Below are 14,641 nucleotides of genomic sequence, written 5' to 3'. Positions count from 1 at the left end.
ATGGCTAAGCAGCTTATTTACGGTGAGGATGCACGCAAGGCACTGCAGCGCGGCATCGATCAGCTCGCCGATACGGTAAAGGTAACCATCGGCCCCAAGGGCCGCAACGTTGTGCTTGACAAGAAGTTTGGCGCTCCGCTGATTACCAATGACGGCGTCACCATTGCCAAGGAGATTGAGCTGGAAGACGCTTACGAGAACATGGGTGCGCAGCTTGTTAAGGAAGTCGCCACCAAGACCAACGATATCGCCGGCGACGGCACCACCACCGCGACTGTACTGGCGCAGGCCTTTGTTCGCGAGGGTTTGAAGAACGTAGCGGCCGGTGCAAATCCGATGGTCATGCGCCGCGGTATTTCCAAGGCTGTTACCGCAGCAGTTGCTTCGATTGTTGATAATTCCAAGGCAGTTGACGGCACAAACGATATCGCTCGCGTTGGCGCGATTTCTTCGGGTGACGACGAAATCGGCAAGCTGATTGCAGAGGCAATGGAGAAGGTTTCTACCGACGGCGTTATCACCGTTGAGGAGTCCAAGACTGCTGAGACCTATTCCGAAGTCGTTGAGGGCATGCAGTTCGACCGCGGCTATGTTACGCCCTATATGGTAACCGATACCGATAAGATGGAAGCCGTCCTCGATGACGCCTTCATTTTGATTACCGATAAGAAAATCTCCAGCATTCAGGATTTGCTGCCGATTCTCGAACAGATTGTCAAGTCTGGCCGTAAGCTGCTGATCGTTGCAGAGGACATCGAGGGCGAGGCGCTGTCTACCCTCATCGTCAACCGTCTGCGCGGCACCTTCACCTGCGTTGCGGTTAAGGCTCCCGGCTTTGGCGACCGCCGTAAGGAAATGCTCCGCGATATCGCGATTCTGACCGGTGGTACTGTAATTTCTGAAGAGGTTGGCATTGAACTGAAGGATGCTACCATTGAGATGCTGGGTACTGCGCGCCAGATTAAAATTACCAAGGAAAATACCACAATCGTTGACGGTGCCGGCGAGAAGTCTGCAATTCAGGCTCGCGTTGGTGAAATTCGTGCCGCGATTGAGCGTACCACTTCTGATTTTGACCGTGAAAAGCTGCAGGAGCGTCTGGCAAAGCTTGCCGGCGGTGTTGCAGTAATCAAGGTTGGCGCTGCGACTGAGACTGAAATGAAGGAGCAGAAGCTCCGCATTGAGGATGCTCTTAACGCAACTCGCGCTGCTGTAGAAGAAGGCATTGTAGCCGGCGGCGGTGTTGCCTATGTCAATGCAATCCTCGCGGTTGAAAAGCTGATTGAAAGCGCAACGGGCGATGAGAAGACAGGCATGAGCATCGTTGCTCGCGGTCTGGAAGCACCGATGAAGCAGATTGCTGCAAATGCAGGCATCGAAGGTGCTGTTGTCGTTGACAAGGTCAAGAATTCCGGCAAGATTGGCTACGGCTTTGATGCTGCGACCGAGACCTACGGCGATATGATTTCCAACGGTATTGTAGACCCGACTAAGGTGAACCGTTCTGCGCTGCAGAACGCTGCTTCTGTCGCTGCTATGGTTCTGACTACGGAATCTCTGGTGGCTGACAAGAAGGAGCCCGCGGCTCCGATGCCGGCGGCTCCCGACATGGGCGGCATGTACTAAGTTAAACTCAAGGCATATAATGACCGGCGCGCTGTTTGGCGCGTCGGTTTTTTTAATTGTGCGGCTCGCTGCCGTAGATTTACCGATGCAGTGTTTTTCTCTGTACTTTTTGGAAATACTATGGTAAACTTAGGCTATAGCAAAGGAGGCGATTGCGTGTTTTTTGGAATTGACAGCCTTTATGTTTGGGTTGCCGTCATCATCATCGGCGTTGCTGTAGAGGCGTTTACACTAAACCTTTCCGCAATTTGGTTTGCGATTGGTGCTGTAATGTCGTTGATTGCAGCCAGCTTTGGCATGTCACTATCGAAGCAGCTGATTATTTTTGTGCTGTTTTCCGCCGCATTGCTGATTATGGTGCGTCCGTTCTGCCGCAAATTTCTCAAGACCAAGAACGAACCGACCAATGCAGACCGCATTATTGGCGAACCTGCGATTGTGGTGCAGGACATCAACAACGTAGAAGAGACCGGCGAAATCAAAATTTTTGGACAGCTGTGGACTGCGCGCAGCGCAGACGACAGTACAATTCCAAAGGGTTCAACCGTGCGCGTGACCGCAATTCGCGGCGTCAAGGCGTTGGTTGAAAAGGTTTAATGGATAGAGTGTAAAGGAGAATATCATGCCGTTTATCGTACCGCTGATTTGGATCATCCTTGCAATTATTTTAATTGCATTTTTGGCAAGCAACATCGTTATTGTGCCGCAGGCTCGTGCATTCATTATCGAGCGCTTGGGCACATATCAGGGCACTTGGAGCACGGGTCTGCACTTTAAAATCCCGCTGTTTGAGCGTATTGTCCGCAAGGTAACGCTCAAAGAACAGGTCGTGGATTTCCCGCCGCAGCCTGTTATCACGAAGGATAACGTTACCATGCAGATTGATACTGTTGTCTATTTTCAAATCACCGATCCCAAGCTGTTCACCTACGGTATTGAAAGCCCGATGGCCGCGATTGAAAATTTGACGGCTACCACGCTTCGTAATATCATTGGTGATCTGGAACTGGATCAGACTCTGACCAGCCGCGACATCATCAACACGAAGATGCGCGCCATTCTGGACGAGGCGACCGATGCATGGGGCATCAAAGTAAACCGCGTAGAACTGAAAAACATTATTCCGCCTGCTGCAATTCAGGAATCGATGGAAAAGCAGATGAAGGCTGAGCGCGAGCGCCGCGAGTCCATCCTCGTGGCAGAGGGCAAGAAGCAGTCTGCGATTCTGGTTGCGGAGGGCGAAAAGGAATCTACTGTTTTGCGTGCAGAAGCAACGCGTCTTGCGAAGATTAAAGAAGCAGAAGGCGAAGCTGAAGCGCTGCTGACTGTGCAAAAGGCACTGGCAGATTCAATCGAAATGCTCAATAAGGCGGCGCCGACAGAACAGATTATTAAGCTTAAGTCGTTGGAGGCGTTCGCTGCCGCAGCGGACGGTAAGGCAACCAAGATTATTATCCCGAGTGAGATTCAGAATCTGGCCGGTTTGGCAACTTCTTTTAAGGAAGTCATCACAGAGCCTAAGTCCGAGTAAGCGAATCAAGAACCCCGCCGGAACATGCTTCCGGCGGGTCGTTTTTATCGCAATTGTTGACAAAACCTAGTTTTAATGATAGCATAAATGAATAAATACTCATGCGTTTGGAGGGTCCCGATTGGCTCGAATTAAACAAAATAGCGGGGCCGAGTGCTGCGAAGAATACTGTGTCCACGTGCAGGCTGTGCAGCAGGCTCGCATCGTCATGCCCAGTGATGAAATCACTTCAGCGGCATCGGATTTCTTCAAGGCCTTTTCGGACAAGACGAGACTGCGCATCTTGACTGCGCTTGCGGAGCAGGAACTGTGCGTATGCGATATTGCAACGCTCCTTGGCATGACACAGTCGGCCATTTCACATCAGCTTCGCTTTTTGAAACAAGTGCGTCTGGTCAAAAGCCGAAAGAGCGGAAAAACCGTGTATTATGCACTGTGCGACAGCCATATCAAGACTATCCTTGCACAAGGGATGGAGCACGTGCAAGAGAGGTAGTATAGAGATGAGTACTGATAATAAATCAAATGAAGGGAAGAACACTGCAGAAGAAACCCTTTCCGGCGCGCCCGTGCCAAAGGTAGAATTTCCAACGCAGTTGGTGGACGAGCTTCTTTCCGATCTGGAAAGCCAACCGTTTAAGACTGAAGTGGTCATGCCGTCCGAAGCTGAGCATGCTCAGGCAGAGCCTGCGCCATCGGAGCCTCTGGCAGACGATACAGCCGCAAGCAAACCGTTGGAGGTCGCCGGAGACGTTTTGGAAGCGGATGCTGCTCCTGCGGAAGCAGACACCTCGCCCGAGGAAGGCGTGACGCATTCGGCAGAGGTCGCTCAAGAGAAAGTGGCCGAAGCGCATGCTCTCGAAAGCGAAGAAGATGCATTGCCTCCACTTACCGAGATAGCGCATTCAATCGACCCGCATGATATGGCGGAAGAACCGGTTGATGATATGCCTATTCTGGAGCGAGTTCAATACCACGCGCGCATGCGTCGCCGAGAACAGACGCGGCTGCGCCGTGAAAACGCACGCAAGGGCGTAACCGAAGGAGAGCCGGAATATCAAACATCTATGCTCGATATGCGCGTGACGTTGCTTCGCCTTGGTGTAACGGCGCTGTTCCTTGTCATCGGCCTGCTGCTCCGGCAGCAAAAGACAGCGTCGTTCGCGCTGTTTATTCTGGCTTACATTGCCGTCGTGTTTCCCACGGTTATTGCCGTGGCACGCGGCTTCACCCGCGGCAAGTATTTTAACGAAAACCTTCTGATTCTGATTGCATCATTAGGTGCTTTTCTGCTTAAAAGATACCCGGAGGCGAGCTTTGTGCTGATGCTGCATGAGTTGGGTAAACTCATCAGCGACCTGGTACTGGGCAATGCGCGGAAATCCCTTTCGAAACTGACGGATTTTGTCCCGGATTATGCAGCCGTTGTCAACATGCAGGGAGAGGAACGCCGCGTGCAGCCCAGTGATGTGCAGATTGGCGATTTTATCATGGTGCGTTCGGGCGAACGAGTGCCGATTGATGGTGTTGTGCTGCGCGGTGAAGGAACGGTAGATGATACCGTGCTGACCGGAGATAGCGAGCCGGTCGAGGTGACAAAGGGTGCAACTGTCTTTGCAGGCAGCCTTTATGAGGGTACGCTGATGCTGATTCGCGCAACCTCTTCTTTTGCCGACTGTGGCATCAGCCAGATGAGCCGCATTCGTGAGGAATCGATTGACCGCCGTGCAACAGTAGAGCAAAGCGCTGTGCAGGGCGTTGTTCGTTACATGCCCGTTATCATCGTGCTGGCGATTTTGCTCGCAGCATTACCGCCGCTGTTTAATTTCGGTGCACCGGCTACCTGGATTTACCGCGCGCTGACCGTGCTTGTTGTATGCTGCCCGACAGCAATCATGCTGTCCGTCCCGCTCAGCTTTATGGGTGGAAGCGGCCGCATGTCTCAAAAGGGAATTCAGGTGAAGGGCAGCGCGGCGATTGAAAAGCTGGCCGAACTGCGAATGGTCGTTTTTGATAAAACGGGCACATTAACCGAGGGCAACCTGCGCGTCAAAGAAGTGCATACAACGCAGGACTTTAACGCAAAAAGCCTGATTGCACTTGCCGCTACAGCAGAGCAGTTTTCACAGCATCCGGTGGCGCGTGCCGTTGTCGCTGCGTATCCGAGCGTACCGCCGAAAATCAGCGAATTTGAAGAATTTCCCGGCCGAGGGGTGCGTGCACGCGTAGGCAACCGGAATCTGTTTGTAGGCAATCGCAAGCTGATGATTGCCCGCGGGGTCAAGGGTGTTCCCGAAATTCGTGGTACGGTGCTGTATGTGGCGTATGAAGGGGATTACGCTGGCGCAATTGAGCTGGAAGATACCGTGCGGCCGGAAGCCGAATTAATGATATCTGATTTGAAGACGCTAGGCGTATTGCGAACTGTAATTCTGACCGGCGATACCGAACTGCCGGCGCAGCAAGTCGCGGATGCGATTGGAATTGATACGGTGCATAGCGGGCTGCTTCCTGAGGAAAAAGCCTCCAAAATGGAATTTCTGCTTCGCACTATTCCGACAGATGGCACGGCTGCCTATGTGGGCGACGGTATTAATGATTTGGCGGAACTAAAGCTGGCCGATGTCGGCGTCGCGATGGGGGTCGCAGGCTCGCGCAAATCTGCTGATGTTGCGGATGTGCTGATTATGAGCCACCATCTGGGTCGTTTTGTCGAAGCGGTTCGAATTTCCCGACAGACCCACAGCGTGGCAATGCAAAATATGCTTTTGGTGCTCGGTGTGAAAGCAATTTTAACTTTGTTGACTGTATTTGGAATCACGACCATGTGGCAGGCTGTTTCGTTTGATGTTTTGATGACGGTGCTGACCGTACTGAACGCAGCCCGCTTGCTCAAAACCAAGTAAAAAGAAAGACCATGCCGTTATTTGCGGTATGGTCTTTTGTCGGTTTTTGTGGTACACTATTACTGTATTTTGTTTTGGAGGAAAGTGCCTTGCACAAGAAATTGGAATCCATTTTACCCCGCGTGCAGAAGCCGGCGCGTTATGTCGGCGGCGAGTGGGGATCTATCAGCAAGAAACCGGAAGAAGTGGATCTACGGTTCGCTTTTTGTTTTCCGGACGTATATGAGGTGGGCATGTCTCACCTTGGTTCACGTATCCTGTATGGCCTGCTCAACGATCAAAAGGGAATTTGGTGCGAACGCGTCTGCGCACCCTGGGTTGACATGGAAGCGGAAATGCGCAATGCCAATATTCCGCTGTACGGTCTGGAGAGTGGAGATGCGCTGTCCGAGTTTGACATCATCGGTTTTACGCTGCAATATGAACTATCGTTCACCAACATTCTTAACATGCTGGAATTGGGCGGCGTGCCGGTACTTGCGGAAGAACGTCGGAACCTTAAAAATTTAGTGGTTGCAGGTGGGCCGTGTGCATACAACCCGGAGCCTCTTTGTGATTTTATTGATCTCTTCATGATTGGCGATGGTGAGGAAATCATGCTTGACCTCACTGATCTTTACCGTCAAGCGGTGCGTGAGGGATGGAGCAAGGGCGATTTTCTCGTCCGCGCGGCGCAAATTCCGGGTATGTATGTGCCATCGCAGTACCTTGTATCCTATCATGAGGATGGTACGATTGACTGCGTAACACCCCAAAATGGTGCGCCGGCTCTGGTGCAAAAACGTATCGTTAAGGATTTGGATACAATGTATTATCCCGAATCCTTTGTTGTGCCCTCGACAGATATCGTGTTTGACCGTGCAATGGTTGAGCTGTTCCGCGGCTGCCCGCGCGGCTGCCGTTTCTGTCAGGCGGGTCACACCTATCGTCCCCTGCGAACCAAGTCGCCTGAAACACTTCGTCGTCAGGCGGAGAATGTGCTCAAGAACTCTGGATATGAGGAAATTTCGCTTTCATCTCTTTCTACGAGTGACTATAATGAACTGTCCGAGCTGACCGAGTGTATGCTCGATTATTGTGAGCCACGCCACATCAGTTTATCGCTGCCCAGCCTGCGTGCAGACAGCTTTAACGTAGAACTGATGGAGCGCGTGCAGAAGGTGCGCAAGAGCGGCCTGACCTTTGCACCCGAAGCAGGTTCCAAGCGACTACGCGACGTTATCAACAAAAACCTTGAGGAAGAGGATTTGCTGAATGCCTGCGCAATTGCGTTTAAGGGCGGCTGGAGCAATGTGAAGCTGTACTTTATGATGGGTTTGCCGACGGAAACCAATGACGATCTGGACGGTATTCTCGATATTTGCCGAAAGGTCGCATTTTGTTGGCGTGAAAACACGCAAAACCGTGCCCGCGGCGTGCGCATTACTGCCTCCGCATCATGTTTCGTGCCCAAGCCGCAGACCCCGTTTCAGTGGGATGCGCAAGACACGCTGGAAACACTGCGTGAAAAGCAGGAGTATCTGCGCTCCATCATGAAGACCAAGAACGTGACTTTCAACTGGCATGATGCCAAGACCTCGGTCTTAGAAGGCGTTATTGCCCGCGGCGATCGCCGTCAGGGCAAGGCCATCTATTTGGCTTGGCAGCGCGGTTGCAAGTTTGACGGTTGGGATCAGCTCTTCGACTTTGACAAATGGATGCAGGCCTTTGCAGACTGCGGTCTGGATCCGGCGTTCTATGCCTCGCGCCAGCGGCCGATGGATGAGGTGTTCCCGTGGGATCACATCGGTTGCGGCACGCGCAAGGCACATCTGATGCAGGAGTGGGAAAAATCCCGCGAAGCTGCGCCGACCCTTGACTGCATGCAAAAGTGTGCCGGATGCGGCGCCAATGCGTTGCTGGAAGGAGGGAAGTGCCATGTTTAAGGCGAGAATGAAATTCGCCAAAGAGGGAAGAGCCAAATATATCTCTCACCTCGATCTGATGCATGCGATGCAGCGCTCCATGGCACGGTGTCAAATGCCACTGTGGTTTACAGAGGGCTTTAATCAGCACGCTTATGTTTCCGTTGCACTTCCGCTGTCGACCGGGTTCTCCGGTGAATGTGAGTTTCTGGATTTTAATATTACGTCAGAGCGCGTCCCGATTAATGCGGTGGAAGCACTCAATGATGTATTTCCCGAAGGCCTTCGTGCGATTGAAATTTATCCGCTCGAGGACGGCGGCATGAAGGTAGCACGTATTGCATGGTCACAATACCGCATCACTTGGGGATTTGAGGGCGGCGTTCCTGAGAATTTTACAAACGATGTGGTCAAGCTGTTTGCACAGCCTGTCGTTGAAATCCTGAAAAGATCCAAACGCGGCGAAAAAATGGTGAACATGTGTGAATTGATGCGTGATTTCTCACTGCAAGAAAAAGGCAATGAGGTTTGCGCAGTTGTCACCACTGCCGCGGGTAATAACAACATGAGTCCGGAATATTTGACGCGCGCAATTCGCCAGTATCTGCCCGATTATGATATTCCGTTTTGCGCCTATCACCGTCTGAACGTTTTTGCGGAAGACGGCACACCATTCCGTTAAGAGGAAAAACAAATGAGTCTCCCCAATATTGTATCAAAAGAACAAATACAGAACCAATACACCTATATCGACGGTGTTGCAGAACTGATTCGTGGCAAACAGCTGCGAGCTTATACACATACCTTTGGCTGTCAGCAAAACGAGGCGGATACCGAGCGTATTCGCGGCATGCTGCATGAAATGGGTTACGAAATGACCGACTCTGCAGAGGATGCGGATTTTATCCTTTTTAATACCTGCGCGGTGCGGGAGCATGCGGAGGAACGTGCCTTTGGCAATATCGGTGCGCTGAGTCATCTGAAAAAGCGTCGTCCCGACCTGATTATCGCATTGTGCGGCTGCATGGCGCAGCAGGACAAAAACGTTCAGAAAATCAAAAAAAGCTATCCGCAGGTCACCCTTTTATTCGGCACGCATGCATTGTGGCGCTTTCCATCGCTTTTGTATCGGACAATGACCGAAAAAAAGCGGATATTCGACATCGGCGGCGACGAAAATGGAGAAATCGCCGAGGGCCTGCCTGTCATGCGCGAGAATGGTGCAAAGGCGTGGCTGTCTATTATGTACGGATGCAATAATTTCTGCACCTACTGCATCGTGCCGTATGTGCGCGGGCGTGAACGCTCTCGCAGACCGGAGGAGATTGAAAGCGAACTCCGCGACTTAATTTCTGCGGGCTATAAGGATATCACGCTGCTCGGTCAGAATGTCAATTCCTATGGCAAGGATCTGGAGCTTGATATTGATTTTGCCGACTTGCTGCGCCGACTGAACGCTGTGGAAGGGGATTTCCTAATCCGCTTTATGACAAGCCATCCGAAAGATGCTGGCCCTCGGCTGTTTGATGCGATGGCTGATTGCTCCAAGGTAGCAAAGCAGCTGCATCTGCCGTTTCAGTCGGGCAGTGATGAGATTCTTGAGCGAATGAATAGACGCTACACGGCAGCAGACTACCGTAAGTTGATTACGTATGCGCGTGGTAAAATGCCAAATCTCACACTGTCCAGCGACATCATTGTAGGGTTTCCGGGTGAAACGGAAGCAGATTTTCAACAGACGCTTGCGTTGGTGCAGGAAATTCAATTTGATTTACTCTTTACCTTCTTGTATTCCAAGCGCAGCGGCACACCTGCGGCAGAATATGAAGACAATGCTACGCCTGCCGAAAAGCAAAATCGCTTTGAGCGTCTGCTTCGGGCACAGGATGAAATTGTTGCCAAGCGACAGGATGCCTATCAAGGCAAGTGTATGCGGCTGCTGGTCGACGGAGGTGCCCGGGGGACGGAATATCCCTACACTGCGCGAACCGAGGGAAATCTTCTTGTCTGCGTTCGCGGGGATGATATCCGGATTGGAACATTTATCGAGGCTGAGATAGAAAAAACATCGCTGCGCTGCCTGTTTGCTCGCAAAAGATAGAAAGAGGTATGACCATGGCTGAACTCACACCCATGATGAAACAATATTTTGAAATCAAAAACAAGAACCGTGATTTTATCCTTTTCTATCGACTGGGCGACTTCTACGAAATGTTCTTCGACGATGCAAAAACCGCCTCCCGCGAATTGGAGCTGACCTTAACAGGACGCGATTGCGGGCAGGAAGAACGCGCGCCCATGTGTGGTGTGCCGTTCCATAGCGCGGAGGGTTATATTGCAAAGCTCGTGCGCAAAGGCTTTAAAGTGGCCATTTGCGAGCAGGTGGAAGACCCAAAGACCGCAAAGGGTCTGGTACGACGCGAGATTGTCCGGCGCGTAACACCCGGCACGGTCGTCGACGCCTCTATGCTGGACGAGCAACGAAACAATTTTCTTGGCTGCGTGTATGCGGCGCAAGGGCAGGTTGGCGTTTGCTTTGCCGATATTACGACGGGTGAGGTGTACGCTACCGGCTCTTCCGACTGGAATGATATTGCAAGCGAACTGGGACGCTTCGCCCCGCGCGAGGTTTTAATCGGCGGAGAAGCTGCCGTAAATGATGCGTTACAGCATTTTCTGACCGACCGGCTTGAGGCTTTGGTGGAACCCATGCCAGAGGATGCATTTGACATGCAGGGCGCGGCTGCACGGATTGAAGCACGTTTTGGCGTGACCGATTTGGTAGCGGCCGGTCTCGATGATTTGCCGCTGACGACGGCATGTCTGGGCGGGTTGCTGTCGTATTTGGAGCAGACACAACAGTCCAGTCTTGCAAATTTGAATCATCTGCAGGTATATCTTCAGGGTCAGTACATGGAGCTCGATTTGATTGCACGGCGCAATCTGGAGCTTTGCGAAACCATGCGCACTAAGGAGAAAAAGGGCACGCTTCTCTGGGTGCTTGACCGCACCAAGACCGCGATGGGAGCGCGTCTGATGCGGCAATGGATTGAAAAACCGCTGCATAATCCGCTGCATATCAACCGCCGACAGCAGGCTGTCGGCGCTCTGTGTGACGATGTTGTGGCGCGATCTGCACTTGCAGACGCGCTCAAAAAAGTGTTTGACATGGAGCGCCTGATTGGCCGCGTTGTATATGGAACAGCCAACTGCCGCGATTTGCGCGCGCTGCACGCTGCGATTTGCTGTTTACCGGAAGTTCGCGCACAGGCATCACTGTTTGGCGCACAGCAGCTGCGCGAGTTGACCGGCCAAATCGACCTGCTTGAGGACGTACGAGCGCTGATTGAGCTCGCAATTGTTGAAGAGCCGCCGATTACCCTCCGGGAAGGCGGCTTGATTCAAAGAGGTTATCACAATGAGATTGATCATCTACGCGACCTCGCAAGCGGCGGCAAAGGCGAAATTGCTGCGATTGAGCAGCAGGAGCGCGAGAAAACCGGTATTTCAAAACTGAAAATCAGTTATAACCGCGTGTTTGGTTACTATATTGAGGTCAGTAAATCCAATGCCGATCTTGTACCCGAGCATTATATCCGAAAACAGACCCTTGCTAATTGTGAACGCTACATCACAGAAGAGCTGAAAAAGCTGGAAAGCACGGTGTTGGGTGCGCAGGAGCGTCTGACCACGCTTGAATATGAGGTGTTTGTTGCAATTCGTGACCGTGTGGCGGCTGAAGTTCATCGAGTGCAGCGTACCGCACAAGCACTGGCAGGGCTCGATGTGCTCTGCGCACTCGCACAGGTTGCATCAGATTACCACTATGTTTGCCCGACTGTTGATTTTTCCGGCCGCATCGATATTCGCGATGGTCGCCATCCGGTTGTTGAACGGATCCTGAAAGACAACCTCTTTATTCCGAATGATACGGTGCTCGATAACGGGGAAAACCGCGTATCAATCATCACCGGTCCTAACATGGCAGGTAAATCAACCTATATGCGCCAGGTTGCGCTGATTACCATCATGGCGCAAATCGGGTCGTTCGTGCCTGCCGCCTCCGCACACATCGGTGTAGCTGACCGCGTATTTACTCGTGTTGGCGCATCGGATGACTTGGCGAGTGGACAATCCACCTTTATGGTTGAGATGAGTGAGGTCGCCGAAATCTTAAAGAACGCAACCAAATCCAGCCTGCTGATTTTAGACGAAATCGGCAGAGGCACCTCAACCTACGACGGCATGTCCATCGCGCGAGCAGTGATTGAATATGTGGCCGACCCCAAGAAGGTTGGTGCGCGGGCGCTGTTTGCTACGCATTATCACGAACTCACGGTGCTGGAAGACATGGTTTCCGGTGTGAAAAACTATAATATTGCGGTAAAAAAACGCGGGGATGACATCACTTTTCTGCGTAAAATTGTGCGCGGCGGCGCGGATGACAGCTTCGGTATCGAAGTTGCGAAATTAGCCGGAATACCGGCTGCCGTCATCAAGCGTGCGAAGAGTGTGCTGGCTGATTTGGAAGCTAACACGCCGCGTGTTGAGCTTCGCGTTGTTGAGGATGAGGATGTGCCCCAGATTACGATGAACGATTTGTCGGGCGGCGCGGTCGCGGATCGTCTGCGTGCAATGCAGATTGATACCATGACACCGATTGAGGCGCTCAACGCCCTCTTTGAATTAAAGAAGCTGATTTAATCTCGGAAAGGAGCCGCCATTTTGGCCATTATACATGAATTATCGTCTCACCTGGCAGATTTGATTGCGGCAGGCGAAGTTGTAGAGCGTCCTGCTTCCGTTGCCAAAGAGCTTTTGGAAAACGCAATCGATGCCGGTGCGACCCGCGTCACGGTTGAAATTGAAAACGGCGGCATCTCCTATCTGCGCATTGCGGACAACGGCTGCGGCATGTCGGCGGAGGATGCGCCGGTTGCTTTTCGTCGGCATGCAACAAGCAAGCTGCGAACGGAGGAGGATTTGACCGCTATCGGCACGCTCGGTTTTCGCGGCGAGGCATTGGCGGCAATCTCATCGGTAACGCGGATTGATTTGTTCACTCGGCAGACCGGCGCGATTTCAGGGTTGCACCTTCATTTGACCGCCGGCGTTATAGATGCGCACGAAGAAGCCGGCTGCCCAGAGGGCACGACGATTATTGTGCGTGACCTATTTTACAACACGCCTGCACGCATGAAATTCCTCAAGAAGGATTTTACCGAAGCAGGTTATATCCTTGGCGTAGTGCAGCATGCCGCGCTGTCTCATCCGGAAATTGCGTTTACGATGATTCGGGATGGCAAGCAAATCTTTTCAACAGACGGAAAAAACAAACTGATTGCGCCGGTCTTTGCGGTTTTTGGCAAGGAGATGACGGAGAATCTGATTCCCGTTTCTAAAAATGAACACCAGAGCATGTGCGTCCACGGCTACATCGTAAAACCGCATGCAGGGCGCTCCAACCGTTCGATGCAGCATTTCTTTGTCAACGGGCGATATGTCAAAAGCCGCCTGATGCAGGCCGCAATGGAAGAGGCTTATCGCAACGCCATTATTACAGGGAAATACCCCTCGGGCGCGATTTTTCTGGAGATGCCGCTCGGAGCGGTCGACGTTAATGTTCATCCTGCGAAGACGGAAGTAAAGTTTTCCCAGGAAAAGCCGGTGTTTGAAGCGGTCTATATTGCCTGCAAAAATGCGCTGGCGGCGGCAGACAACATTCCGATGCTGACACATCAGCAGAAAACCGCGAGGGAGGATAATGTCTCTGCCCAACAACAGCGCTTTGCCGTCCCGCAAAAGCCAATCGAGATGCAACAACCTCTGCCGCGGACGGTCGCCCCGGCTGCTCCTGCGTCATCTACGACGCCGGAGCAGCCGATAGAGGACTTCTTTGTCATGGTTCCGAATTTGCGTCCGGCAGCGCCTATGAACATCGCCGCTGCCCCATCATTTCTTGAAACGCCTTCACGCGAACCCAAATGTGATGCACCCAAGCCTTCACTCGCAGCAGAGCCGCAGCCTGCTGAGCCGGTGGTTTCGCCTCAGCCGCGTGAAGTCGAGGTAATTGAGGCGGCAAAGACCGGACTGCTGCCGCTGGATAGCGGAATTCGCGTGCTTGGCGAATGCTTTCAGACCTATTTAATTGCGGAAGATCAAGACGGTTTGATTTTGATTGATAAGCATGCGGCGCATGAGCGGATTCTTTTTAATAAGTTTCGGGCAGAGAACGAAATTCCGCAGCAGCAGTTGCTCACACCGGTGGTCATTGAATTGACCGCCGAAGAGGCCGTTGCTATTCAGGAACAGATTGATCAAATTCGGCAGGCCGGTTTCACGATTGATTCTTTCGGCGAAAATAGCTTTGCAGTGCGGGGCATACCGGCATACCTTGACTGTGCGGATGTATCGGACGTGATGAGTGAACTTGCAGAAAAGGCAATCAGCAGCCGGGCGACCGTTCCTGACCGATTGGATGACTTGATTCACACCGTCGCTTGTAAGGCGGCAATCAAGGCGGGTAAAGCCACTACCTTGATCGAATTGCAGGACTTGTGTGAACGCGTTATGCAGGACGAAAATGTACGATCCTGCCCGCACGGCAGACCGGTAACGGTCAGAATGACTAAATATGAAATCGATAAGCTCTTCAAGCGAGTTAATCAATAGGA

At 52.2% G+C, this 14,641-nt stretch carries 10 protein-coding genes; all 10 read left to right on the top strand.

Annotation, left to right across the window (positions count from 1 at the left end):
• The 10 genes from groL (at nt 1) to mutL (ending at nt 14,639) form a co-directional block, all read left to right on the top strand.
• On the top strand, nt 1–1,626 hold the full coding sequence (groL, locus tag QOX26_RS12465) for a chaperonin GroEL (RefSeq protein WP_283675305.1): 1,626 nt from the start codon (nt 1–3) through the stop codon (nt 1,624–1,626).
• A gap of 156 nt (nt 1,627–1,782) precedes the next feature.
• A complete protein-coding gene (locus tag QOX26_RS12460) occupies nt 1,783–2,223 on the top strand; it encodes an NfeD family protein (RefSeq protein ID WP_283675304.1) in 441 nt (146 codons plus the stop codon).
• Nucleotides 2,224–2,248: 25 nt separating this feature from the next.
• Nucleotides 2,249–3,157 (top strand): SPFH domain-containing protein, encoded by a 909-nt coding sequence (locus QOX26_RS12455; RefSeq protein WP_283675303.1) that lies wholly within the window; start codon nt 2,249–2,251, stop codon nt 3,155–3,157.
• Nucleotides 3,158–3,287: 130 nt separating this feature from the next.
• Nucleotides 3,288–3,653, top strand: coding sequence for an ArsR/SmtB family transcription factor (locus tag QOX26_RS12450; RefSeq protein ID WP_442870235.1), 366 nt, complete (start codon nt 3,288–3,290; stop codon nt 3,651–3,653).
• A 7-nt stretch (nt 3,654–3,660) separates the two neighbouring features.
• Nucleotides 3,661–6,063, top strand: a complete 2,403-nt coding sequence (locus tag QOX26_RS12445; RefSeq protein WP_283675301.1) for a heavy metal translocating P-type ATPase — start codon at nt 3,661–3,663, stop codon at nt 6,061–6,063.
• Nucleotides 6,064–6,164: 101 nt separating this feature from the next.
• Nucleotides 6,165–7,988 carry a TIGR03960 family B12-binding radical SAM protein gene (locus tag QOX26_RS12440; protein ID WP_283675300.1) on the top strand — a complete coding sequence of 608 codons (1,824 nt, stop codon included), beginning with the start codon at nt 6,165–6,167 and terminating at the stop codon, nt 7,986–7,988.
• Nucleotides 7,981–8,649, top strand: a complete 669-nt coding sequence (locus tag QOX26_RS12435) for a TIGR03936 family radical SAM-associated protein (protein ID WP_283675299.1) — start codon at nt 7,981–7,983, stop codon at nt 8,647–8,649. Before QOX26_RS12440 ends, QOX26_RS12435 begins: the two co-directional genes overlap by 8 nt.
• 12 nt (nt 8,650–8,661) lie before the next feature.
• Nucleotides 8,662–10,068: a tRNA (N6-isopentenyl adenosine(37)-C2)-methylthiotransferase MiaB gene (gene miaB, locus QOX26_RS12430; RefSeq protein WP_283675298.1), complete on the top strand. Its 1,407-nt coding sequence runs from the start codon at nt 8,662–8,664 to the stop codon at nt 10,066–10,068.
• Between the two features lie 14 nt (nt 10,069–10,082).
• Nucleotides 10,083–12,671, top strand: coding sequence for a DNA mismatch repair protein MutS (gene mutS, locus QOX26_RS12425; RefSeq protein ID WP_283675297.1), 2,589 nt, complete (start codon nt 10,083–10,085; stop codon nt 12,669–12,671).
• A gap of 21 nt (nt 12,672–12,692) precedes the next feature.
• Nucleotides 12,693–14,639 (top strand): DNA mismatch repair endonuclease MutL, encoded by a 1,947-nt coding sequence (gene mutL, locus QOX26_RS12420; protein ID WP_283675296.1) that lies wholly within the window; start codon nt 12,693–12,695, stop codon nt 14,637–14,639.
• Nucleotides 14,640–14,641: the final 2 nt, after the last annotated feature.

The organism is Butyricicoccus sp. Marseille-Q5471, from assembly GCF_951230135.1.
In the GTDB taxonomy this organism is placed as follows: Bacteria; Bacillota; Clostridia; order Oscillospirales; family Butyricicoccaceae; genus Agathobaculum.
Note: the sequence above shows the minus strand (reverse complement) of the source record. Positions and strands in the feature narration are given on the sequence as shown.

Bases quoted from the DNA above. Each gene is read 5' to 3' on its own strand.
- QOX26_RS12455 (WP_283675303.1), top strand. From the start codon at position 2,249: ATGCCGTTTATCGTACCGCTGATTTGGATCATCCTTGCAATTATTTTA.
- miaB (WP_283675298.1), top strand. From the start codon at position 8,662: ATGAGTCTCCCCAATATTGTATCAAAAGAACAAATACAGAACCAATAC.
- groL (WP_283675305.1), top strand. From the start codon at position 1: ATGGCTAAGCAGCTTATTTACGGTGAGGATGCACGCAAGGCACTGCAG.
- QOX26_RS12435 (WP_283675299.1), top strand. From the start codon at position 7,981: ATGTTTAAGGCGAGAATGAAATTCGCCAAAGAGGGAAGAGCCAAATAT.
- QOX26_RS12445 (WP_283675301.1), top strand. From the start codon at position 3,661: ATGAGTACTGATAATAAATCAAATGAAGGGAAGAACACTGCAGAAGAA.
- mutS (WP_283675297.1), top strand. From the start codon at position 10,083: ATGGCTGAACTCACACCCATGATGAAACAATATTTTGAAATCAAAAAC.